Annotated in this window: 22 protein-coding genes and 1 pseudogene; 12 read left to right on the forward strand and 11 right to left on the reverse strand. The window is 67.2% G+C overall.

Annotated features, from left to right (window positions below; translation table 11 throughout):
• Positions 1-117: 117 nt before the first annotated feature.
• A complete protein-coding gene (locus tag JYG32_RS05165; RefSeq protein ID WP_213264874.1) occupies positions 118-552 on the reverse strand; it encodes a MarR family winged helix-turn-helix transcriptional regulator in 435 nt (144 codons plus the stop codon).
• 106 nt (positions 553-658) lie between these two features.
• The gene (locus JYG32_RS05170; protein WP_213264875.1) at positions 659-1,564 is read right to left on the reverse strand and encodes a LysR family transcriptional regulator; all 906 of its coding nucleotides are present in this window, start codon (positions 1,562-1,564) and stop codon (positions 659-661) included.
• 834 nt (positions 1,565-2,398) lie between these two features.
• On the opposite strand from JYG32_RS05170, the gene JYG32_RS05175 reads away from it, so the two are divergent.
• Positions 2,399-3,106, forward strand: coding sequence for an SDR family NAD(P)-dependent oxidoreductase (locus JYG32_RS05175; protein WP_174380284.1), 708 nt, complete (start codon positions 2,399-2,401; stop codon positions 3,104-3,106).
• A 29-nt stretch (positions 3,107-3,135) separates the two neighbouring features.
• Here the strand turns inward: JYG32_RS05175 and JYG32_RS05180 are convergent, their stop codons facing one another.
• The gene (locus JYG32_RS05180) at positions 3,136-4,101 is read right to left on the reverse strand and encodes a LysR family transcriptional regulator (RefSeq protein WP_213264876.1); all 966 of its coding nucleotides are present in this window, start codon (positions 4,099-4,101) and stop codon (positions 3,136-3,138) included.
• A gap of 215 nt (positions 4,102-4,316) precedes the next feature.
• On the opposite strand from JYG32_RS05180, the gene JYG32_RS05185 reads away from it, so the two are divergent.
• From JYG32_RS05185 to JYG32_RS05205, 5 genes are all read left to right on the forward strand, one after another.
• On the forward strand, positions 4,317-4,781 hold the full coding sequence (locus JYG32_RS05185) for a RidA family protein (protein ID WP_213264877.1): 465 nt from the start codon (positions 4,317-4,319) through the stop codon (positions 4,779-4,781).
• Positions 4,782-5,056: 275 nt separating this feature from the next.
• Positions 5,057-5,476, forward strand: a complete 420-nt coding sequence (locus JYG32_RS05190; protein WP_174380287.1) for an organic hydroperoxide resistance protein — start codon at positions 5,057-5,059, stop codon at positions 5,474-5,476.
• 63 nt (positions 5,477-5,539) lie between these two features.
• Entirely contained in the window at positions 5,540-5,866 is a 327-nt protein-coding gene (locus JYG32_RS05195; protein ID WP_213264878.1) for a DUF4148 domain-containing protein, read from the forward strand.
• Positions 5,867-5,940: 74 nt separating this feature from the next.
• Positions 5,941-6,270, forward strand: a complete 330-nt coding sequence (locus tag JYG32_RS05200) for a DUF4148 domain-containing protein (RefSeq protein WP_213264879.1) — start codon at positions 5,941-5,943, stop codon at positions 6,268-6,270.
• Between the two features lie 248 nt (positions 6,271-6,518).
• Positions 6,519-7,235, forward strand: coding sequence for a GNAT family N-acetyltransferase (locus JYG32_RS05205; RefSeq protein WP_174380289.1), 717 nt, complete (start codon positions 6,519-6,521; stop codon positions 7,233-7,235).
• Positions 7,236-7,284: 49 nt separating this feature from the next.
• Here JYG32_RS05205 and JYG32_RS05210 read toward each other — a convergent pair whose 3' ends face one another.
• From JYG32_RS05210 to JYG32_RS05235, 7 genes are all read right to left on the reverse strand, one after another.
• Positions 7,285-7,740: a MarR family winged helix-turn-helix transcriptional regulator gene (locus tag JYG32_RS05210; protein WP_174380290.1), complete on the reverse strand. Its 456-nt coding sequence runs from the start codon at positions 7,738-7,740 to the stop codon at positions 7,285-7,287.
• Between the two features lie 124 nt (positions 7,741-7,864).
• Complete coding sequence (locus JYG32_RS39440; protein WP_258281806.1) at positions 7,865-7,993, reverse strand: hypothetical protein; 129 nt, start codon at positions 7,991-7,993, stop codon at positions 7,865-7,867.
• Positions 7,990-8,361, reverse strand: a complete 372-nt coding sequence (locus JYG32_RS05215) for a GFA family protein (RefSeq protein WP_174380291.1) — start codon at positions 8,359-8,361, stop codon at positions 7,990-7,992. The genes JYG32_RS39440 and JYG32_RS05215 overlap by 4 nt, the downstream gene beginning before the upstream one ends.
• A 180-nt stretch (positions 8,362-8,541) precedes the next feature.
• Positions 8,542-9,642 (reverse strand): NAD(P)H-dependent flavin oxidoreductase, encoded by a 1,101-nt coding sequence (locus tag JYG32_RS05220; protein WP_213264880.1) that lies wholly within the window; start codon positions 9,640-9,642, stop codon positions 8,542-8,544.
• Positions 9,643-9,901: 259 nt separating this feature from the next.
• Positions 9,902-11,158, reverse strand: coding sequence for an MFS transporter (locus JYG32_RS05225; protein WP_213264881.1), 1,257 nt, complete (start codon positions 11,156-11,158; stop codon positions 9,902-9,904).
• Positions 11,155-12,357 (reverse strand): YbfB/YjiJ family MFS transporter, encoded by a 1,203-nt coding sequence (locus tag JYG32_RS05230; protein ID WP_213264882.1) that lies wholly within the window; start codon positions 12,355-12,357, stop codon positions 11,155-11,157. The genes JYG32_RS05225 and JYG32_RS05230 overlap by 4 nt, the downstream gene beginning before the upstream one ends.
• A gap of 118 nt (positions 12,358-12,475) precedes the next feature.
• Complete coding sequence (locus JYG32_RS05235; protein ID WP_213264883.1) at positions 12,476-13,402, reverse strand: LysR family transcriptional regulator; 927 nt, start codon at positions 13,400-13,402, stop codon at positions 12,476-12,478.
• 233 nt (positions 13,403-13,635) lie between these two features.
• Between JYG32_RS05235 and JYG32_RS05240 the strand changes: the two genes are divergently transcribed.
• Together JYG32_RS05240 and JYG32_RS05245 are read left to right on the forward strand one after the other, a co-directional pair.
• Entirely contained in the window at positions 13,636-14,268 is a 633-nt protein-coding gene (locus JYG32_RS05240) for a 5-formyltetrahydrofolate cyclo-ligase (RefSeq protein ID WP_213264884.1), read from the forward strand.
• 62 nt (positions 14,269-14,330) lie between these two features.
• Positions 14,331-15,014 (forward strand): hypothetical protein, encoded by a 684-nt coding sequence (locus JYG32_RS05245; protein WP_213264885.1) that lies wholly within the window; start codon positions 14,331-14,333, stop codon positions 15,012-15,014.
• Positions 15,015-15,078: 64 nt separating this feature from the next.
• Here JYG32_RS05245 and JYG32_RS38835 read toward each other — a convergent pair.
• Positions 15,079-15,324, reverse strand: a pseudogene (locus tag JYG32_RS38835) (AAA family ATPase); the annotation flags it as partial.
• Positions 15,325-15,589: 265 nt separating this feature from the next.
• Between JYG32_RS38835 and JYG32_RS05250 the strand changes: the two are divergent.
• The 4 genes from JYG32_RS05250 to JYG32_RS05265 all read left to right on the forward strand — a co-directional run bounded on the left by JYG32_RS05250 (position 15,590) and on the right by JYG32_RS05265 (position 20,653).
• Positions 15,590-16,975, forward strand: a complete 1,386-nt coding sequence (locus JYG32_RS05250; RefSeq protein WP_213264886.1) for a sodium:solute symporter — start codon at positions 15,590-15,592, stop codon at positions 16,973-16,975.
• Positions 16,976-17,009: 34 nt separating this feature from the next.
• Positions 17,010-17,966 carry an agmatinase gene (gene speB, locus JYG32_RS05255; RefSeq protein ID WP_174380299.1) on the forward strand — a complete coding sequence of 319 codons (957 nt, stop codon included), beginning with the start codon at positions 17,010-17,012 and terminating at the stop codon, positions 17,964-17,966.
• A gap of 75 nt (positions 17,967-18,041) precedes the next feature.
• Positions 18,042-18,956 (forward strand): LysR family transcriptional regulator, encoded by a 915-nt coding sequence (locus JYG32_RS05260; protein WP_174380300.1) that lies wholly within the window; start codon positions 18,042-18,044, stop codon positions 18,954-18,956.
• Between the two features lie 239 nt (positions 18,957-19,195).
• Positions 19,196-20,653: an MFS transporter gene (locus tag JYG32_RS05265; protein WP_213264887.1), complete on the forward strand. Its 1,458-nt coding sequence runs from the start codon at positions 19,196-19,198 to the stop codon at positions 20,651-20,653.
• The last annotated feature ends 26 nt before the right edge of the window (positions 20,654-20,679 follow it).

Consider the following 20,679-nt stretch of genomic DNA (forward strand, 5'->3'; position numbering starts at 1 on the left):
CCATTTTTTCCTTGAGTCATCAAGTCATCGCACGATCAATTAGTGCATATGCACACATTAGCCAGCCAGGTTTCGCGCATCAATGTCTGTAACTGCATGAATGAGTTGCCGGGGCGGCTAACTGTCCGACGCGTCGTGCGTCATGCGAAACAGTTCGCGACGCAGGTGAGCCGCCTGTTGCGATCCGAAATCGCGTTCGAAGCTGGCCTGTGCGGCCGCCCAGTGAACGGCCGCTTCAGCGAGCTTCCTCGATCCATGCGCGGTCAATACGACCTGGAGCCGACGATGGCGCTTGCCTTCCGCAGGCGCGGCCACCAGGCCACGCCGCAGCAACGGCTTGAGTGCCCGCACCAGCGTCGTTCTGTCCATCACCATCGCTTTCGCGAGTTCGGCCATGGTCATGCCGGCCGTGACGGCGAGCGTGCCCAGGAGGCTGAACTGCGTGGGCGTGATGTCGACGGCCGACAGGTGGTGCTCGTAGAGCTTCGAGATATGCCGCGAAGCCTGGCGAAGCGCGAAACAGTCGTCGTCAAGGAGGTCGATCGAGTGCATGCGCACAGCGTAGTACCCGGCCCGCCGGAGAACGATGGCGGGCGGGTTATCAGATTGTTGCGGCTTCGTGCAGGAATGCGTGCAGGAATGGCGCGCGGACTGCGGCTTAACGGGTTCTCGAGGTTTCGAAGAAATCGACCGCGTAGTCGATGAAGGCGCGCACCTTGGCCGGCAGCAGCGTCCGGTTGCTGTAAGCGAGCTGAAGCTCGATGCTCTCGTCGACCAGCGGGAAGTCGGCGAGCAGCCGCAGCAGCTTTCCGGAAGCCAGGTCGTTTTCGACCAGCGCCAGCGGCGCGATGCCGATGCCCATTCCCTGCAGCACCAACTCGCGGTTGAACGCGGGACTGTTGGACGAAACGTCGAAGCTCAGCGCAATGGCGAGTTCCTGCCCGTCGATCCGGAAGCGCAGGTCGGGACGGCGGATCGACGGCGACAGCGGCACGAAATGGTGCGTGGCCAGATCCGACGGATGCGCGGGTGTCGATGCCGTCTTCAGGTAGTCGGGCGTCGCCACGATGACCACGGGAATCCGGTCGAGCACGCGGACGACCGTCGTCTCGCTCATCAGCATGAAGGGGACGACAATGGCCAGGTCGTACCCTTCACCGACCAGGTCGACCGGCCGCTCCGTCAGCGTCACGTCCAGCGTGACCTTCGGATGGGCCCGCTTGAATCCTGCAATCAGCGGGACGAGCCGCTGTATCGTCGCAGTTGCATGCGCGACCAGGCGCAACACGCCCTGGGCCTCCCGCGTCTGGTTCGCGACCTCCGCCTCGACCGTATCCACCTCTTCGAGAATACGCACGCAGCTTTCGTAGAACCGCTCCGCGGCTTCCGTGAGCGATAGCCGGCGGGTCGTCCGGTTCAACAGCCGGCACCCCATCCGCTGTTCGAGCGCCGCGATCGCTTTCGACACCGCCGGCGGCGCCATGCCGTGATGATCGGCCGCCCGGGTGAAGCTCTTCAGTTCGACCACCGTTCGAAAGATACGCATGCTTTCAATGTAATCCATGGCCACATCTCGAGAACGGGTAGAAGTCAGACGCAACACCGGTATGCGTCACGTGTTTTGTTGACGCGGGACGGAGTTGCAGCGTGCCGAAACAACCTCGCGGCTTGTTCGCTGAAATATAGCAAAACCGGCAGGCCGGACCGACGCAAGCGCGCGTGGATGCCCGCGACCGAACGCATCGCGGCAACTACCACGACTGCCAGTTCCTCCGCTGTCCTTGCCCCGTTGACCTTGTCGGCATCGCTGGCGCGCCGCTTCGACCGGCGCCGCGCTCGACACGCAGTCGGACGCGATGCGCGCGTTCGCTTCGAGACCGCCGCTGGCTGGGGCGGCGGCGCTTTTACGACCGCTTCCCTGCCCTCGAATCGACAGCGAGTCGCATGAGAACGGTCTGGACGGTAGCGTCACGCACGTTTCGGTAGCGGCGAGTTTTGATTGGTAATCGTGCTGTTGTGATAAGAAAAGTTATCCGGATAGCCGCTTCAATTTATCCAACTGAGTGTTCCGTGACGGAAAAATCGGGATGCGGTATTGGTCGTATTTCGACCGTGTTGTCGTGAACGATGGCGATGGTGATGGCGATCGCCCACGCGCAGTCACCGCCCAGGCTTCCGGCGATCGGCCCGGCTCGTCAGGCCGTGGAAAAGTCGATCCCGTCGATGAGATTGCACCCCGCTTCAAACCCGGCCTCCCCTGCATTTGTTCCCGCGACGCAAGACTGTTGCTCCACGGCGGGTGTTCGAAGCCGGACGCGACGCGCCTACAGTCTGCCCATCGGATTCATCGATCCGGTCGGCACTGAAGCCGAACACCCTTCACCTATCGAGGCATGTCATGAGCGCATCCAAAGTCATCATCGTCACCGGCGCATCGCAAGGCATCGGCGCGGAAACGGTCAACGCCTTCCGGGCACGCGGCCATCGCGTCGTCGCGACTTCCCGTTCGATCGGGCCGTCGAACGATCCCGATCTCGTCACCGTCGCGGGCGACATCGGCGATCCGGCCGTCGCGCGCCGCGTGGTCGACGCGGCAATCGAACGCTTCGGCCGCGTCGACACGCTCGTCAACAACGCCGGCGTGTTCATCGCGAAGCCGTTCACGCAGTACACCGCGGACGACTACGCGCAGATCACGAGCGTCAACCTGAGCGGTTTCTTCCACGTCACGCAGCGCGCGATCGCCGCGATGCAGCAGCACGGCAGCGGGCACGTGGTCAGCATCACGACGAGCCTGATCGATCACGCGAACAGCAACGTGCCGTCGGTGCTCGCATCGCTGACGAAAGGCGGATTGAATGCGGCGACGAAGTCGCTCGCGATCGAATATGCGAAGGCCGGCATCCGCGTCAATGCGGTGTCGCCGGGCATCATCAAGTCGCCGATGCATGCACCCGAAACGCATGCGACGCTCGCGTCGCTGCACCCGGTCGGCCGCATGGGCGAGATGAGCGACATCGTCGACGCGATCCTGTATCTCGACTCGGCGCCGTTCGTCACCGGCGAGATTCTGCACGTCGACGGCGGCCAGAGCGCCGGGCATTGAGCCGCGGTGTCGAAAACGAGCCGGCGTGCCTATCGCGATGCGCCGGCTCGTTTGGTGCGTGTACCGCCCGCCTTCTTGGCGGGCGCACGCTCCAGATGCTCGACGAGAAAATCGACGAACACGCGCACGCGCGACGACAGAAAACGCGCATGCGGATACAGCAGCATGAACGGCCGCGACCGGCCGCCAAGGCCGGGCAGCACCTCCACGAGCGTGCCGGCGCGCAGGTCCTGTTCGACGATGAAGCGGTAGGTCTGGAACAGGCCCGCACCGCTGCGCGCGAGCGTCACGCCGGCGAGGACGTCGCCCGACGTGCTGTAGTTGCCGGTCGTCGCGATTTCGATCTCGTCCGATCCGTCGTCGAACAGCCACGGAATCGGCCGCCCGCTGCTCGGCAGCTCGAACTGGATGCATTCGTGCGCATGCAGATCGTCGATGGCGCTCGGCATGCCCGCGCGCTTCAGGTAGCCGGGCGTGGCGACGATCACGAGTTCGGCGTCCTCCAGCTTGCGCGCGACCAGGTTCGAATCGGCCGGTGCGCGGCCGCGAATCGCGAGATCGAAGCCTTCTTCGGCGAAGTCGATGTTGCGGTTGCTCAGGTGGGTTTCGACGCGCACGTCCGGATAGCGCTCGCGAAACGCGGGCAGCAGCGGCAGCACGCGATAGTGCCCGTACGGCGTCGGCATGCTGATCCGGAGCACGCCGGCGGGCGTTGCCTGCTGGCCGGTCGCTTCGCGTTCCGCGTCGACGAGTTGCGACAGCGCATCGCGGCATTGCTCGAAATAGCGCCGGCCGGAATCGGTCAGGCGGATCTGCCGTGTCGTGCGCACGAACAGCCGCACGCCGAGCCGCTCCTCGAGCCGCGCCACCGACCGGCTGACCGCGGCTGGCGTGACGCTCGCCGCGGTTGCCGCCAGCGTGAAACTGCCGAGTTCGGCAGCGAGACAGAACAGCTCGATGCTGCCCAGCAGCAGGTCGTCGAATTGTCGTTGCATGGGGCGGTTCCTGCCATCTCCGGCGTGAGGCGCGCGATGAAGCAACGAGTGTGCATGAATATCGCGCGGGAAACCAGCCGGCGCGCGCGGCGCGATTCGTTACACGGTGTCCCGAATCAATTGCGCCGCTGACATTTACCGGCTTCGGCCGCATGACTAGAGTGACTGACAGGCAACACCGATCGCCCGATCCATTTTCCCGCAAGGAGAACGACATGACCGTCGAACAGAAACTGGCCGAACTCGGCCTCGCGTTACCCGAACCGCCGAACCCGCTCGGCAGCTATACGGCCGTCAGCGAAGCCGGCAACCTGCTGTTCGTGTCGGGACAACTGCCGCTCGTCGACGGCAGGGTCGCCTATACCGGCCGCGTCGGCGAACAACTGAACGTCGACGAAGGCCGCGATGCCGCGCGGCTTGCGGCGCTGAATGTGCTCGCGCAAATCCGCAGGCATCCGGGCGGGTTCGAGCGACTGCGCAAGATCGTGCGCGTCGAGGGGCACGTGAGCTCCGCCGACGGCTTTTTCGGACAGCCGGCCGTGATCGACGGCGCGTCGGACCTGTTCGGCGCCGTGCTGGGCAGCAAGGCGGGACACGCGCGTTCGGCGTTCTCCCAGCGCCAGTTGCCGGCCGATGCGGCCGTCATCCTCGTCGTGATTGCCGAGATCGACCCGGCGTGACCAGTCGGCCGCCTTGCGGGGCGGCAATCGCGTACCGCGGGCGTTTCCGCCCGCCCCTCCCCGCAGGCACCGCGTGCTCCCGCCCCTGAATATCAGGGATTGATCGCCTGAAAGCCTTGTCCAGCAATGCCCGACGCGTTCCGGATACATTGGAATACAAAATAGCGCATGCGATTTAATCGAATGCGCTTGACGTGGATGATCGACTCGATGAAACTCCATCGCATGCGATCGAATCGCATCTGAGAAAACCCTGCCAACTGACGGAGCAAATGATGAGCAAGATCGAAAAAGTGCTGTACACGGGCAAGACGCATACGACTTCGGGCGGCCGCGACGGCACGGCTCGCAGTTCCGACGGCCGCCTCGACATCCAGTTGTCGTCGCCGGGCAGCGCCGGCACCGGCACCAACCCGGAGCAACTGTTCGCGGCCGGCTGGTCGGCCTGCTTCATCGGTGCGATGCAGCTTGCGGCGCGTGCCGCGAAGGTGACGCTGCCGGCCGATCTCGCCGTCGACGCCGAAGTGGATCTCGGCACGGCCGGCAACGCGTACTTCCTGCAGGCCCGGCTGAACGTGAGCGTGCCGGGGCTCGATCGCGACGTCGCACAACGCATCGTCGATGCCGCGCACCAGACCTGCCCGTATTCGAAGGCGACGCGCGGCAACATCGACGTCGACATCCGTATCGCCTGAACGTTGCATCGGGCGGCCGAGCGCCGCTTTCCCGCATCCCATCCCTTCTTGTCGAGGTGAATCATGAAGACCCAACTGATCGCTGCCGTTCTCGTGGCTGTTTCTGCAACTGTTGCCGCCCCGGCGTTTGCCGACGAAGCCGGCGTGTCCCGCGCGCAAGTGCGTGCCGAACTCGTCCAGCTCGAACAAGCCGGCTATCGGCCGGGCCGCGCGAACGATCCGCACTATCCGGACGACCTGCAGGCCGCACTGACGCGTGTTCACGCGAACGACGCCGTGACGGCCGAGGCATCGGCATCCGGTTACGGCCGCGACGCCATCGCCGCCACGCAATCGGGCAGCCGGCCCGCGACGCGCACGGCCGAGCGCTCGATCTACTTCGGTCATTGAACGAAACCGTGAACGGCGCCGGTTGCCGGCGTGCGGTGCGCGACTCCTGAGTTCGTGATTTCTTTTCGAGGGGAATGATGAAGACCCAACTGATTGCCGCCCTCCTGGTTGCCGTGTCGGCCGCCGTCGTCGCGCCGGCTAACGCCGGCGAAAGCACCGTGACGCGCGCGCAGGTGCGCGCGGAACTGGCCGCGTTGCAGCAGGCCGGCTACCTGCCGAACCGCCCCAACGATCCGAACTACCCGGACAATCTCCAGGCGGCGCTGAGCCGGATTCACGACAGCGGCGCCGGCGCGGCCGATACGATGGCATCCGGTTTTGGCAACGATGCCGATGGCGCGACGCAGTCCGGCAGCCGCAGCGCGGTTCGCACGGCCGAGCGCTCGATCTATTTCGGTCATTGAGCATTGCACGACGGAATCGGCCGTCCACGTTCGTCATATGAAGCGCATGCGATGTAATCGCGTGCGCTTTTTCTATTTTCGGCGCCCGGATTTGCATCGATGTTTCCCGGACATGGCTCGATCGTCCGGCGCGAAGTACGGCAACGTGCCCCGCGCAAATGACGCGATCCCTGTCGCTACGGCGCTACCCGCCCGGCCGATCCCGGTCTATTCTGTGCGACACGAAATCATCAATCGAGGAGCAGCCGATGCCGGATGCCACAACCGGAAATGCGACAGGTAATGCACACCCGCTCGACCATGTCGTCTGGAATGCGCTCACGGGCAAACAGCGCCGCTTTGCGCTCGGCAACGACCGCGCGCTACGGTTTCCAGCGGCCATTGCGCCGTTCGCCGCGATCGCCGACACGGGCCCGGCATCGTTCGACGCGTTGCGCGAACTGATCGCCGCGCACGGGCCGGCGGCATTGGTCACGCCGGACGAGATCGAGACTCCAGCGCGATTGTCGGTGATCCGGCGCGCGACATTGCTTCAAATGATCTGGCAAGGGGCACCCGACCCGACGTATGCATCGGAGCATGTCACGCTCGCCGAAACCGATGTGCCGGACATGCTCGCGCTGACCACGGCCGCGCAGCCCGGCCCGTTCGGCCCGCGCACGATCGAGCTCGGCGACTATATCGGCGTGCGCAGCGAAGGCCGGCTGGCCGCGATGGCCGGCGAGCGGATGCAGATCGATGGCTATACCGAGATCAGCGCCGTCTGCGTGGATGCCGCGTTTCGGCGGCAAGGCCTGGCGGCGCGGCTGATCCGGTCGTTGATTGCGGCGACCGGGGCGCGCGCGGAAACGCCGTTCCTGCACGTCCTCACGTCGAACCAGGTCGCGATCGAGCGCTACCTCGCACTCGGTTTTGTCGTTCGTCGCGAGATGAACCTGCTGGTGCTGGGCGACGAGCACGCATGACAACGCGGCCGACGCGATACGCGCGTCGGCCGCGTTGCTGCCAGTGCGTTTATTCTTCGGTCGACCGGATCAGGTTGCCGCGCAGCGTGACGATCGCCTTCTGCATCTTCGCGAATTCGTCCGGCTTCAACCCGGTGGCTTCGACCAGATTCATGTCGATCCCCTTCTCGCGCACGCGGCGGCCGCTCTTCGTCAGGCTGACGAGCACCTGGCGTTCGTCCGACGGATCGCGGTGCCGCTCCAGGTAACCCATCGCCTCGAGCTTCTTCAGGATCGGCGTCAGCGTATTGGATTCGAGGAACAGCTTCTCGCCGAGCTGGCCGACCGTCTGGTTGTCGTGCTCCCACAGTGCAATGATCGTGATGTATTGCGTATACGTGAGGCCGAGCTCGTCGAGGATCGGCTTGTAGGCCTTGCCGAACGCGAGGTTCGTCGAGTAGATCGCAAAACACAGGAACTCGGACAGCTTCGGCGCGGCGAGCGATGGGGCTTCGGTCGGTTTCATCAACTTCCTCCAGCAACGCGAACGGTCGCAGATAAGCGCATTATATATCGCGTGCGATATTATCGGAAGCATGATAATCGGTCTCGATGAACCGGCGGGATGGCGCGCCGCGGCCGGATCGCCGTCAGTCCTGCCGGCGGCGCTTGCCGGTCTGCAGGCGGCTTTCCGACAATAGCGAGCATTGCACCGGATGCGCGATTTCGGTCGCGAGCCCGCCTGCGGCAAACAGCAGGATCATCAGCCAGCGTTTCATGCGTCCTCCACGACCGACAGGCTCGCGCCGTCGGCGACCGTTGCGTCGAGCGCATACGGATCGATGCCGTCGAGGCAGCCGAGATTGACGCGCCAGCATGCGGGGTCCTTGCGCGTCTGATGGAACGGATAGACGCCGCAACGGCTGCAGAAATAGTGACGGGCCGTGCGCGTGTTGAAGCGGTAGCACGTTAGCGCGCCCTCGCCTTCGACGATCTTCAGGTCGTCAGCGGCGAACATCGGGCTCATCAGCGCGCCGCGTCGGCGGCACAGGCTGCAGTTGCAGCGGGCCGCCGGCGCAATCGCCGTTATCACTTCGAATTTGACAGCCCCGCAATGGCAGGACCCTTTGAACCAGGTTGCAGACATGATGGGCTCTCGAAGAGGTCATGCCTGCTTTATAGCGGATGCCCGAACACGCGTTGTATCACGCTGTATCCGGGGTCAGCCCAGATACAGAACATTGCAAATCGGCGGCGGCCGGAGCACGTTCTGCGCGGCGATCCGCGGCACGATCGCCGGCACGTGCCCGCAGCCCGTGGATCGCGATCAGTCCAGTGCGTGCTGCAAGCGCTCGATCGCAGCCCGCGTTTCGCGTTCGAGCGTCGCGAACAGCTCGGCGGCCGGCAGCGGGCGGACGAGCGGCGCTGCCTGCCCGGCCCACTGCGCGCCGTAGCCGAATTCGCCCTTTGCCTTCGCGGCCGCATGCAGCGCCTTGCCCGCGTCGTACGCGATCGGATACGCGGGCGTGGCCGGCGCGTGCGGGTCGTCGCCGAGCGCGGTCAGCCGGTTCGCGATGCCGCGCGCGACACGGCCCGAGATCGCGGAGGTAAACGTCGTGCGGCGCGCCGCGTCGCCGAGGATCGCGCGGCGATAGCCGTCGTCGATCGACGTCTCCGGGCACGCGACGAACGCGGTGCCGAGTTGCGCGGCCTGCGCACCGAGCGCAAGCGCAGCGGCGATGCCTTCGCCGTCCATGATGCCGCCGGCGGCGATCACGGGCAGCGCACATTCGCGCGCGATCAGGCGCGTCAGCGCAAACGTGCCGAGGCGATCGTCGTGGGCGGTCGAATCGAACACGCCGCGGTGCCCGCCGGCTTCGATGCCTTGTGCGACGATCGCGTCGATGCCGGCGGCGGCGATCTGCCGCGCTTCGTCGAGATTCGTCGCGGCCGCGAACAGCGTGATGCCCGCGCGCTTCAGGGCGGCGATCACGTCCGCGGACGGCAGCCCGAAATGGAAGCTGACCACGGCCGGCTTTTCTTCGGTGAGCATCGCCTGCATTGCGTCGTCCGCGACGAAGCTCGTATAGATTTCCGACAGCGATGCGGGCGGCGTCGCGCCGTATTCGCGGAACGTGGGTGCGAGCCAGTCGAGCCACGCGCGTTCGACGGCCGCATCGGCCCGGGCCGGACTGTGGCAGAACACGTTGATGTTGAATGGCCGGTCGGTGAGCGCGCGCGTGTCGCGGATCATCTTGCGCGCGCCGTCGGCGTTCGTCGCGCCGACACCGAGCGAGCCGAGCCCGCCCGCGTTCGACACCGCCGCAGCGAGTGCCGGCGTGCTGACGCCGGCCATCGGCGCCTGGACGATCGGTGCGCGAATGCCGAGCGTGCGCAACAGCGTCCGGTTATCGGTCGAGTGATTCATGTCGGTTGCCTCCTGCGATATCCGCAATCGAAATGCATCGACCGCATGCGGGTCGATGCGCGTTGGTCGGGGCCGGCAGGACGCGCGTTCGTCGTTCTTTGCGCGCAGCCGGTCATGTGAAAGCGGTGTCCAAAACGATCGCCCGCCTTGAGATGCGGCGTCCGGAACGCGTGGCGAAGGTGTGCGTTGTCGCCGCTTCCGTGCGCGGCACCTGCCACTGCGCCCATCCTACGCCAGCCCCCGATCCGCAGGCCCGCCGCTAACGGCGGCGCGCCCAGTGCGCGAGCACCGCACAGGCCGCCAGCAGCACGCCCGTCACGAAGAACACCGAATGCAGGCCGAGCGCGACACCGATCTGCCCGCCGATCACCGGGCCGATCACCTGCCCGCTGAACTGCGCGGACTGCAGGTAGCCGAGCATCTGCCCGGTCGCGCGCTCGTCGACCGATTGCCGCACGAGCTTGCCGATCGACGGCAGCAAGCCCGCGAGCGTCATGCCCATCAGCACGCGCAGCGCGGCAAGCTGCCACCAGTGCGTGACGAACGCCTGCGGCACCATCGCGAGCGCGGTCAGCAGCAGGCAGCCGACGATCACGTTCCAGCTGCCGATCCGGTCGGCCAGCGCGCCGAGCCGCGCGGCGGTCAGCATGCTGCCGAGCGCCGAACACGCCATCACGACGCCGGCGACGCGCGCGAGGTGATCGCCGCCTACGCCGAGGCCGCCGATATAGATCGTGATGATCGGCTCGATCGACATGTTCGCGAGCAGCACCATCATCGCGGTCACCAGCAGCGCGGCGACCGCCGCGCGATTCGTGCGGTGCGCCGTACTCGCGGCCGCGCCGGAGCTGCGCGCTTTCGCGTCGGTGTCCGCGTGGAAATCCTCCTTCACGACGAAGATCGTCAGCAGCGCGGCGACGGCGATCATCGCGCCGCCGGCGAAGAACGTGCCGCGAATGCCGACCCAGCCCGGCAGCAATCCGCCGACGAGCGGCCCGACGAGATTGCCCGCAAGCGCGCCGGTCGACAGGATGCCGAGCGCCCAGCCCGCGCGCTCGCGCGGGGCCTGCGTGCCGACCATCACGGTCGACGCCGACGCGTAGCCGCCGACGAGCCCCGCGATCAGTCGCAGCGCGACGAGTTCGACCACGTTGTGCGCGATGCCGATCAGCGACATCACGATGGCCATCCCGATCGCCGCGCGCACGAGCATCGGCTTGCGGCCGAAGCGGTCCGCGAGGCGGCCCCACAGCGGCGCGGTGACGGCCGTGCCGAGAAACGTCGCGCCGAACGCGATGCCCGACCACTGGATCACGGCCGACTGCGTGTCGACGCCGAGCTGCCGCACGTACAGCGGCAGGAACGGCAGCAGCATGCTCAGGCTGACGAGCGTCGTGAACGACCCGAACACGCAGACTGCGAGATTGCGTCGCCAGTAGCGCGTGTTGCGTTCGGCATAGCTGGCGGGAGTCGGTTCGGCGCGCGCCGGTGCCGGGGTCCGGAGGATGGTGCTCATCGCGCCCTCGCCGTGGCAATCAGATCGACCGCAAGCGCCAGCGCCAGCGCGGCGGCGCCGACCGCGAACAGCGTTTCGTAGCGGCCGCCGCTCGATGCGAACAGGTAAGACAGACCGTACGCCGCCACCGCCTGCATGACGGCGAAACTGGTCGTCGCGCCGCGCCACGCGCCCTTCGCGACCGACGGATGATGCGCGAGCAGTTCGTTCACGCGACCCAGCGCGAGCGGCACGATGCCCGGCGTGAACGCGCCGACCAGCACGCTCGACACGATCAGACCGCCCGGCCCGAGCCCGAACAGCGGCAGCGCGACGGCGACGGCCTGGATCGCGAACGCGGCACGCAGCGCGCGGCCGAAGCCCGCGCGATCGGCCAGGTGCCCGCATGCGAGCGGCCCGACGATTGCGCCGAGCCCGTACAGCACCCAGTACTGCGCGCCCGCGTCGACGCCCTTGCCGAGCCCGCGCGCGACATAGTCGACGAGGAAGATCATGTGCGGGACCAGCCCGACCGCGTTCAGTCCGTATTCGACGTACAGCGCGCGCAGGCTGCTGGTCGGCACACCGCGCGCGTGCGCAGGCGCAGGCGCGGCCGCGGCGGGTGGCGTATCGTCGGCGGGCCAGCCGCGCCATGCGACGGCCGTCAGCAGCAGCGACACTGCCGCGAGCCCGACCCAGGTCGCGGTGAGGCCCTGCCGCAGCAGGATCGGCACAATCGTGCCCGATGCCGCGATGCCGAGACCGATTCCGGTAAAGATCCCGCCGCTCGCGAAACCGCGCCGCGCGGGCGGCACGTGCGCGAGGATCGTCGGCGCGGCGAGCACCATCAGGGCCCCGCCCGACAACCCGGACGCGAAACGCCAGACGAAGAACCACAGGAACGACACGGGCAGCGCGCACGCGACGAACGCGAGCGTCGCGAGCAGCATCATCGCGCGCAGCACGCCGGTCGAGCCCATGCGCCGCGCGAGCTGGCCGGCGACGAGCGCGCCGGCCAGGTATCCGCCGAGGTTCGCCGCACCGAGATACGCGGCCGTCGACGCGGGGAACCAGTGCGCGCCGATGATCGCCGGAAGCAGCGGCGTATACGCGAAACGCGCGAGGCCGATGCCGATCAGGCTGGCGCTGGCGCCGGACACCGTGCCGCGCCACACGTTGAACGCGGCCGCACGGGGCCGATCCAGAAGCGCTTGCTGCATGTTGACCTCCCTTTGCTGGACGGGCGCGAGCGTGCGGCCGTCGGTTGAAGGAAGTCTAGATTGAGTCGATTGTCGGGAGAATCCATGTCATACGGAAGCCATTCTTCCGCAATCCGGCTCAATCGCCATCGGTAATCGTGGCGAGCCGCGCGAAGTGCTCGCGCAGCCTCGGTGTCGCGAAATCGACGAATGCGCGCACCTTCGGGACCGACAGCCGACCGTAAGGTGTGACGAGATGAATGGGCAACGGCGCATGCTCGCTGCCGCGCAGCACGATCCGCAGCGACCCGTCGCGCACCTGTTCAGCGACGTGGTAGGAAAAAAGCCGCGTGACGCCGTGGCCCGCGACCGCCGACGCCACCGCGCCGCGGATCGTATTGACGATGAAGCGCGGCGCGAACTGTACGACCTGCGGGAGCGCAGACGGCCCGGCCGGCGGGAAGCTCCACGAATCGAGTCCGAAGTGCGTCATCGAGATGATCCGGTGCTGCGCGAGATCGGCCGGCGTATCGATCGGCGGATGCTTTGCGAGGTAATCGGGCGACGCGACCACGACCCGCCGCACCGCGCCGACCGGAATCGCGACGAGCGTGGAATCGGACAGATGTGCGATACGCAGCGCGACGTCCATCCCTTCGTCGATCAGGCTGACGGGACGGTCGAGCAGTTGCAGGCGGATCGACACGGCCGGATGGCGTTCGATGAATTCGTCGAGCAGCGCGCGCAGCACGTCCTCGCCCGCGGCGACCGGCGCGGTGACCGTCAACATGCCGCGCGGCGCCGAGCGTTCGTCGGCGACCAGCATGTCGGCTTCCTCGAGATCGGACAGGATGCGGCGGCACGCGGCCGCGTAGCGTTCGCCGGCCTCGCTCAACCGGATCGTCCGGGTGGTCCGGTACAGCAGCGCGGTGCCCGTGTGCTCCTCGAGAAACGCGATCGCGCGGCTGACCGCCGCCGGCGACCGGCCGAGCCGCCGGCTCGCGCCCGCGAGGCTGCCCTCGTCCAGCGTAGCGACGAACACCTTCATCGCATCGATTCGATCCATGGCGTGTGAGTGGGCGCGAGCGGTCGTGTAATGGGCGGCGGGCCAGCGAGCGTGCAGTCTACCGCACGCAGGCGCGGCGCTTCGCCGGGGCGATGCTGCGCTCACCGTTTTGGCCCTACAATGCGCACACGAAGAAACCGCACGAACGGCCGTCACGACGCTGCGTTCATCGAACGCCGTGTCCGACATTCAAGCGGTTCCGTTGAATAACGAACAACACTCGTACAGCACTCATGAAAAGAAGAACATTTCTCGCGCTACCCGCCGTGGCGGCGTCCGGCATGCTCGTCGGCTGCGCCGATTTTGGCCCCGTCACCAAGCAATGGATGAAGGATTCGAAATACGACGAAACGTTGTCGACCTTCCTGATTACCGCGGACGGCAAGCAACTCGTCGTGCTCGGCACAAAGTACCACTACATCTTCGATATGCCGCCGGGTCTCGCGACTGTGCTCACGGCACCCTATCGTCCGAAGCTTCAGACGGCGTTCCTCGATTTCGAGGCGCACGGCGAGCGGATCACCGGTCGTTACGCGATGCGGCTCCGCTATGCGGATGCGCCGGACGGCTCCGAGATGCGCGAGCGCGCGCTCGCGGACGGTTTCAAGGAAGCGTACGGTTCCCTGGAGGAAGAAGGCACGATCAGCGGCAAGCGCTACCTGCCGAACGAGGTGACGCCGTCGTCGGTGCCGCAGGCGTTCAATCGTCCGTACCAGGTCACGGTGACGGAGAAGCTATCGGCAGTCGGCAAGGGCGCCAAGCTGGCGTTGTCGCCGATCACGATGGCGGCGGACGGCGTGGTGGGGCTGCTCGGCGTCGCGCTATTTCCGTTCGCGCTTACCGCATTCATCGTCATGGCGAGCTAGGGCCGGCGCATCGCGGGCTGGCCGCGATGCGTCGACAACCCCGCGACACACCGGAATCCAAGATGAAATCTCCTGCCCGAAAGATGTTCCGGATCGGTTGCCTGGCCGGTTGCCTGGCATTCGCGCAACATGCCTTCGCCGAAAGCGACTGGGACGCCGCGCGCCATGTTCGTACCGGCTGGGTGTTCGCGTCGATGAAGGAAAGCGACGTGCGGCCGACGCTCGATCGCGCATTGAAGGACCAGGCGCGCTGGGCCGACCTGCCCGGCAACGGACCCGATGCGGGCAACTTCCGCTGCACGAAGCTCGCGCTGCCGCCGCCGTCGGCCGAAGCGCAGGCCGCGTTCGATGCGGCGCTGGCGCCGCGCGGCCGCGACGCCGATATCGCTTATGCGAAAGCAGCGTCGCTCGGTTCGTGGCGCGCGGCCGCGCGTCTGGTGAACAGCTCGCTCGACGACGAGGATTGGGAGGGCGCGCAGCCGGCGATCGCGTGGCTGCTCGTTCATCACGTGCCGGCCGGATACAACAAGCTCGCGGACGTGCTGCAGGCGATGTCGGGCTACGACGGCGAAACGCCCGGCGAGCGCACGCGCGGGACGATCGCGTCGTTGCGCTGGCGCGCGGCGCGCGAAGGCGACCCCGTCGCGCAGATGGAAATGGCCGATCTGTTCGAGAAGCTGGGCAAGACCGACCTCGTCGCCGCGCTGCGCGCGTGCGCGACGCAGCAGAATGCGGGACTGAAATGACGCGCGCCGGTACGCCGCCAGTGAAATTCGGCGTACCGGCGCGAGCAACGACGTTGCCGCGTCGGACTTCGTACCGCACCGCGTGCGCCTCGGTCGGCCGCGGCAGATCCCGGCGCAGCAGCATCGTCTCGAGTGCGCGGTTCGTCAGCGACGTATCGCGCCGCGCATTACGGCGCAACAGTTCCGCGCGCGGCTGTTCGAGGTAGACGAGCGTCACGTCGGCGCCGTACGCATACGGCAGGTCGGGCGTCTTCTTGCGCATCGGCGGCGACAGGTTCGTCGCGTTCCACACGAACGGCTGCCGATCGCGCCCTTGCGCGAGTGGTTGAGCTGGAGCGCGGCAATCCGGTGCGCGTGTTTCATGGCGCGGCGTTCGTGCCCGCGCCTTGAGCGCGCCCGATTCAGCCCTGTCGCGGCGCGGCATGGAATCCATGCTGCGCCGCCACGCACTTTACCGCGAGCGAAATTCGAGTTGTCGAATCGGGAATTCCCTATTGGCCCCCGACGCTTCAGACTCCGCAAAAGCAGTCCAGACGGGCTGCCAGAACGACAACAAGCAAACGGAGATCCCCATCATGCTGCTCGATTACCTGGTCATGCTGGTCTATGCGCTGACGATGCTCGCGCTCGGCTGGTACGGCATGCGCAAGGCGCGCAACCGGAACGATTTCCTGGTCGCCGGCCGGCGCCTCGGCCCCGGGCTGTATCTCGGCACGATGGCCGCCGTGGTGCTCGGCGGCGCATCGACCATCGGCACGGTCAAGCTCGGTTACCAGTACGGGTTGTCGGGGCTGTGGCTGGTCTTCATGCTCGGCCTGGGGATCATCGTCCTGAGCCTCGTGTTTTCGCGGCAGATCGCCCGGCTCAACGTCTTTACCGTCACCCAGGTGCTGGAGCAGCGCTATCAGGCGTCGTCGCGGTTGATCGGCGGCATCGTGATGGTCGCGTACGACCTGATGGTGGCCGTTACCGCCACCATCGCGATCGGCTCGGTCACCGAGGTGGTATTCGGCGTCCCGCGCATCGCGGCGATACTGTGCGGCGGCGGCATCGTGATCGTCTATTCGGTGATCGGCGGCATGTGGTCGCTGACCCTCACCGACATCATCCAGTTCGTCATCAAGACGATCGGGATCTTTTTCGTGCTGCTGCCGCTGTCGATTCACGACGCGGGCGGCCTCGCGCGGATGCAGGCCGTGCTGCCGGCGGGCTTCTTCGATCTCGGGCACATCGGCCTGGAAACCATCGTCACCTACTTCCTGCTGTATTTCTTCGGCGCGCTGATCGGCCAGGACATCTGGCAGCGCGTGTTCACCGCGCGCAGCGAGACGGTCGTGCGTTACGCGGGCCTCGGCGCGGGGATCTACTGCATGCTCTACGGCGTGGCTTGCGCATTGATCGGCGCGGCCGCACGCGTGCTGATACCGGATCTCGCGGTGCCCGAAAACGCGTACGCCGAAGTGACGCGCCAGGTCTTGTCGACGGGCTTGCGCGGCCTCGTGGTGGCCGCCGCGCTGTCGGCCATCATGTCGACCGCGTCCGGCTGCCTGCTGGCGGCCGCCACCGTGCTCCAGGAGGACGTCTATGCGCGGTTCATGCGCGCCGGCGGAGCCGGCACCCTGTGCGAGAGCCGCCTGTTCACGCTGCTGATGGGCGTGGCGATGCTCGTCCTCGCGTGCATGGTCAACGACGTCATCGCCGCGTTGAGCATCGCGTACAACCTGCTCGTCGGCGGCCTGCTGGTGCCGATCGTCGGCGCGCTGCTGTGGCGCCGCGCGACCGCCCGCGGCGCGATCGCCAGCATCGTCGCGGGCAGTGTCGTGGTGGTGCTGTTCATGGTGCTCGACGGCGTGCTCGCGACCACGCCGATCGTCTACGGGCTGGCGGCCAGCCTCGTGACCTTCGTGGCGGTCAGTCTCGCCGGGCGGCCGGCGGCGGCCCTCGAACCGCAATCGGACTGAACGGCCCCCCTTCCCCCAAGCCAGGAGACGACTCATGCCCCACGACTTCCCGCAACCCCTCGACGCGGCCGAGATTCCGCGCTTCGCCGGTATTCCCACGTTCATGCGCCTGCCGGTTTTCGACGATCCGGCGCAGGTGCAGATCGCGCTGGTCGGCGTGCCCTGGGACGGCGGCACCACCAATCGCGCCGGCGCGCGCCACGGCCCGCGCGAAGTGCGCAACCAGTCGAGCCTGATGCGCCGCGTGCATCACGTGAGCCGCATCGCGCCGTACGACCTCGCGCGCGTCGGCGATCTCGGCGACGCGCCGACCAATCCGATCGACCTGCTCGATTCGCTCGCGCGGATCGAACGCTTCTATCGGCGCATTCATGCGGCCGGCGCGGTGCCGCTGTCGGTCGGCGGCGACCATCTGGTGACGCTGCCGATTTTCCGCGCGCTTGCCGCCGACCGGCCGATCGGCATGGTTCATTTCGACGCCCATTCGGACACCAACGACCGCTACTTCGGCGACAACCCGTACACGCACGGCACGCCGTTTCGCCGCGCGATCGAGGAAGGCCTGCTGGATCCGGCGCGCACGGTCCAGATCGGCATCCGCGGCTCGGTCTACTCGGCCGACGACGAAGCGTTCGCGCGGGAATGCGGGATCCGGGTCATCTCGATGGAGGAATTCGTCGAGCTGGGCGTCGCGGCCACGATCGCCGAGGCGCGCCGCGTGGCGGGCAGCGGGCCGACCTACGTCAGCTTCGACGTCGACGTGCTCGATCCGGCCTTCGCGCCCGGCACGGGCACGCCCGAAATCGGCGGCATGACGACCCTCGACGCGCAGCATCTGGTACGCGGGCTGCAGGGCCTGGATCTCGTCGGCGCGGACGTCGTGGAGGTGTCGCCGCCGTTCGATGCGGGCGGCGCCACCGCGCTGGTGGGCGCGACCATGATGTTCGAGCTGCTGTGCCTCCTCGCCGATGCGGTCGCCGCGAGGGGCTGAAACAGGCCCGGGGGATCGCGCGGCGGCGCCGGACGGGCTATAAAAGAGGCTCGTCCGGCAGCAGCGAGGATCTCCATGCTTGGCAATCTTTCCAACGTCGACCTGCGCTTGCTTCGCACCTTCTGCGCGATCGTCGAGGCAGGCGGCTTTACCGCTGCCCAGGTGCGCCTGAACACGAGCCTGTCGCGCCTGAGCGTGCTGGTGCGCGATCTCGAAATGCGGCTGGGCTATTCGCTGTGCCGGCGCGGCAGCAGCGGCTTCCAGCTCACCGACGAAGGGCAGGAACTGTACGAGGCCGCACAGGGCTTGTTCGGCGACATCGAGCGGTTTCGCGAGCAGGTCAGCGGCCTCGGCGGCCGCGACCGGGAGACGCTCCAGCTCGGCTGTGTCGACGGCGTGATCGGCCAGCCGTGCGCGCCGCTGCCGCTCGCGATCCGGCTGTTCCGCGAGCGCGTTCCCGGCGTGCGCGTGAACCTGCATACGCAACGTCCGGACGAGCTCGAACACGCCGTTCTCGAGGAGCGCCTGCAACTGGCGGTCGGCGCATTTCATCATCGCCTGTCCGGGCTGCGATACCGGTTCCTGTTCCGCGAGGAACAGAATCTCTACTGCGCGCGCGAACATCCGTTCTTCGCGCGCCGCGACCCCGAACCCGAACTGGACGAAATCTGCGCCGCCGACTATGTCGGGCGCGGCTACATGGCCGAGGGCCAACGGCCGCACGGCCTCGTCTTCAGTCACGGCACGAGCGCCTACAGCATGGAGGCCATCGCGACCCTCGTGTTCAGCGGCACCTTCGTCGGCTACCTGCCGACCCACTACGCCGCCGCCTGGGCTGCCGAGGGACGCTTGCGCGCGATTCGTCCGGCGCAGCTCGCCTACTTGTCGGCGTTTCATTGCGTCACGCGCCAGGGCGCCGAGCCGAGCGGGACGCTCGATGCGTTTCTCGCCGCGCTGGACGACGCGCAATCGGCGCTCGGCGGCGCGTGATCGCCGCGCGCCGGGCCGCACGGCGCGCCAGCCTTTCTGTCCGGGAAAGGACGCTTGAAGCTTCCTCAATTATCGCGAGCGGGAAAATCGCCGACTATGTGCCGGACGATGGGCGCAGCCCGCGCATCCGGCCTTTCACGGGCCCGCGCGGCGGCTGCCGCCCGATCGTGCGGCCGGCCTCTCGCCGGCCGCGGATGGCCTGGCCACGCGCCGCGGCATACCGATAATCAGGAGACACGATGAACAGCCAATCCCTCGACCTCGGCGGCGACGCGGGCGGACACGCGTCCGCCGCGTCGTCGGCCCCCCGCCTCGACACCGATGCGGTGCCGCGCGCCGCGCGCGGCATCACGCTCGGCGATTTCATGGACGACCTGCCCGTCGGTGCGCTGCACCGTTTCGTCGTATGGGTGATCGGCGTCGGGCTGTTCTTCGACATGTTCGAGATCTTCCTCGTCAGCACGATCGGCTCCGCGCTGCAGCACGAATACGGGCTGGACCGGCAGAGCGCCGACTTCAAGCTGCTGCTCGCGTCCGCCTTCATCGGGATGTTCGTCGGCGCGATGTGCCTCGGCAGCCTCGCCGACCGCATCGGCCGGCGCAAGGCGTTCCTGCTGACGCTCGTGTGGTACAGCGCGTTTTCGCTGCTCGGCGCGTTTTCGGTGAACGCCGACATGCTCGTCGCGTGCCGGTTCCTGACGGGTATCGGCGTCGGCGCGATCTACCCCGTTTCCGACAGCTTCCTGTCGGAAATCTTGCCGAAGGAAAAGCGCGGGCGGCTCGCCGCGTGGGCCTATACGACTTCCTATGTCGCGGTGCCGCTCGTCGGTTTCCTCGCGCTGTGGCTGAACCCGCTGCATGTGGCGGGCGTGGCCGGCTGGCGCGTCATCCTCGCGATCGGCAGCCTCGGCGCCGTGTACGTGCTGTTCGTCCAGCACCGGCTGCCGGAGAGCCCGCGCTGGCTGCTCGCGCAGGGCCGCACCGCCGACGCGCATGCGGCGTTGCGGCGCTTCGCGGAAGGCACCGGCGTGCGCGTGCCCGAGCACTTCGCGGAATCGGCCGAGCCGCAGCGGCCGCTCGGGCTCGGCGAGCGCATTGCGCTGCTGCGCCGCGAACCCTACGGCGCGCGCTACCTGATGCTCGCGATCTTTCACCTGTTCCAGGGCTTCGGCTACTACGGCTTCGGCACGCTGGCCGGCACGGTCGTGAAGAGCCGCGGCTTCGACGTGACGGACAGCACGCTGTTCATCGCGCTGTCGTTCATCGGCTATCCGATCGGCTCGCTGCTGTCGATTCCGCTGCTCAACTGGATCGAACGCCGCACGCTCGTGATCGCGTCGATCCTGTCGATCGCCGTATTTGGGCTGTGCTTCGCGTATTCGGGCAATACCGTGCTGATCGTCGGCTTCGGATTGCTGACGACCTGCGCGTCGAACGTGTTCAGCAACGCGTATCACGTGTACCAGGCGGAGATTTTCCCGGCGCGCGTGCGCTCGACGGCGATCGGCAGTACCTACTCGCTGTCGCGCATCGTCAGCGGCGCGCTGCCGTTCGTGTTGTTGCCGGTGCTCGGCAGCTACGGCGCGGGCGCGATGTTCGGCGTGATCTCGATTGCGCTCGGCATCGTCGCCGTCACGCTGCGCGTACTCGGGCCGCTGACCACGCGGCGCAGCCAGGACGAAATCAATCCGGTGTAACGCGGCGACCGGCACGGGGCGCACGC

Source organism: Burkholderia pyrrocinia (genome assembly GCF_018417535.1).
Lineage (GTDB): Bacteria > Pseudomonadota > Gammaproteobacteria > Burkholderiales > Burkholderiaceae > Burkholderia > Burkholderia pyrrocinia_E.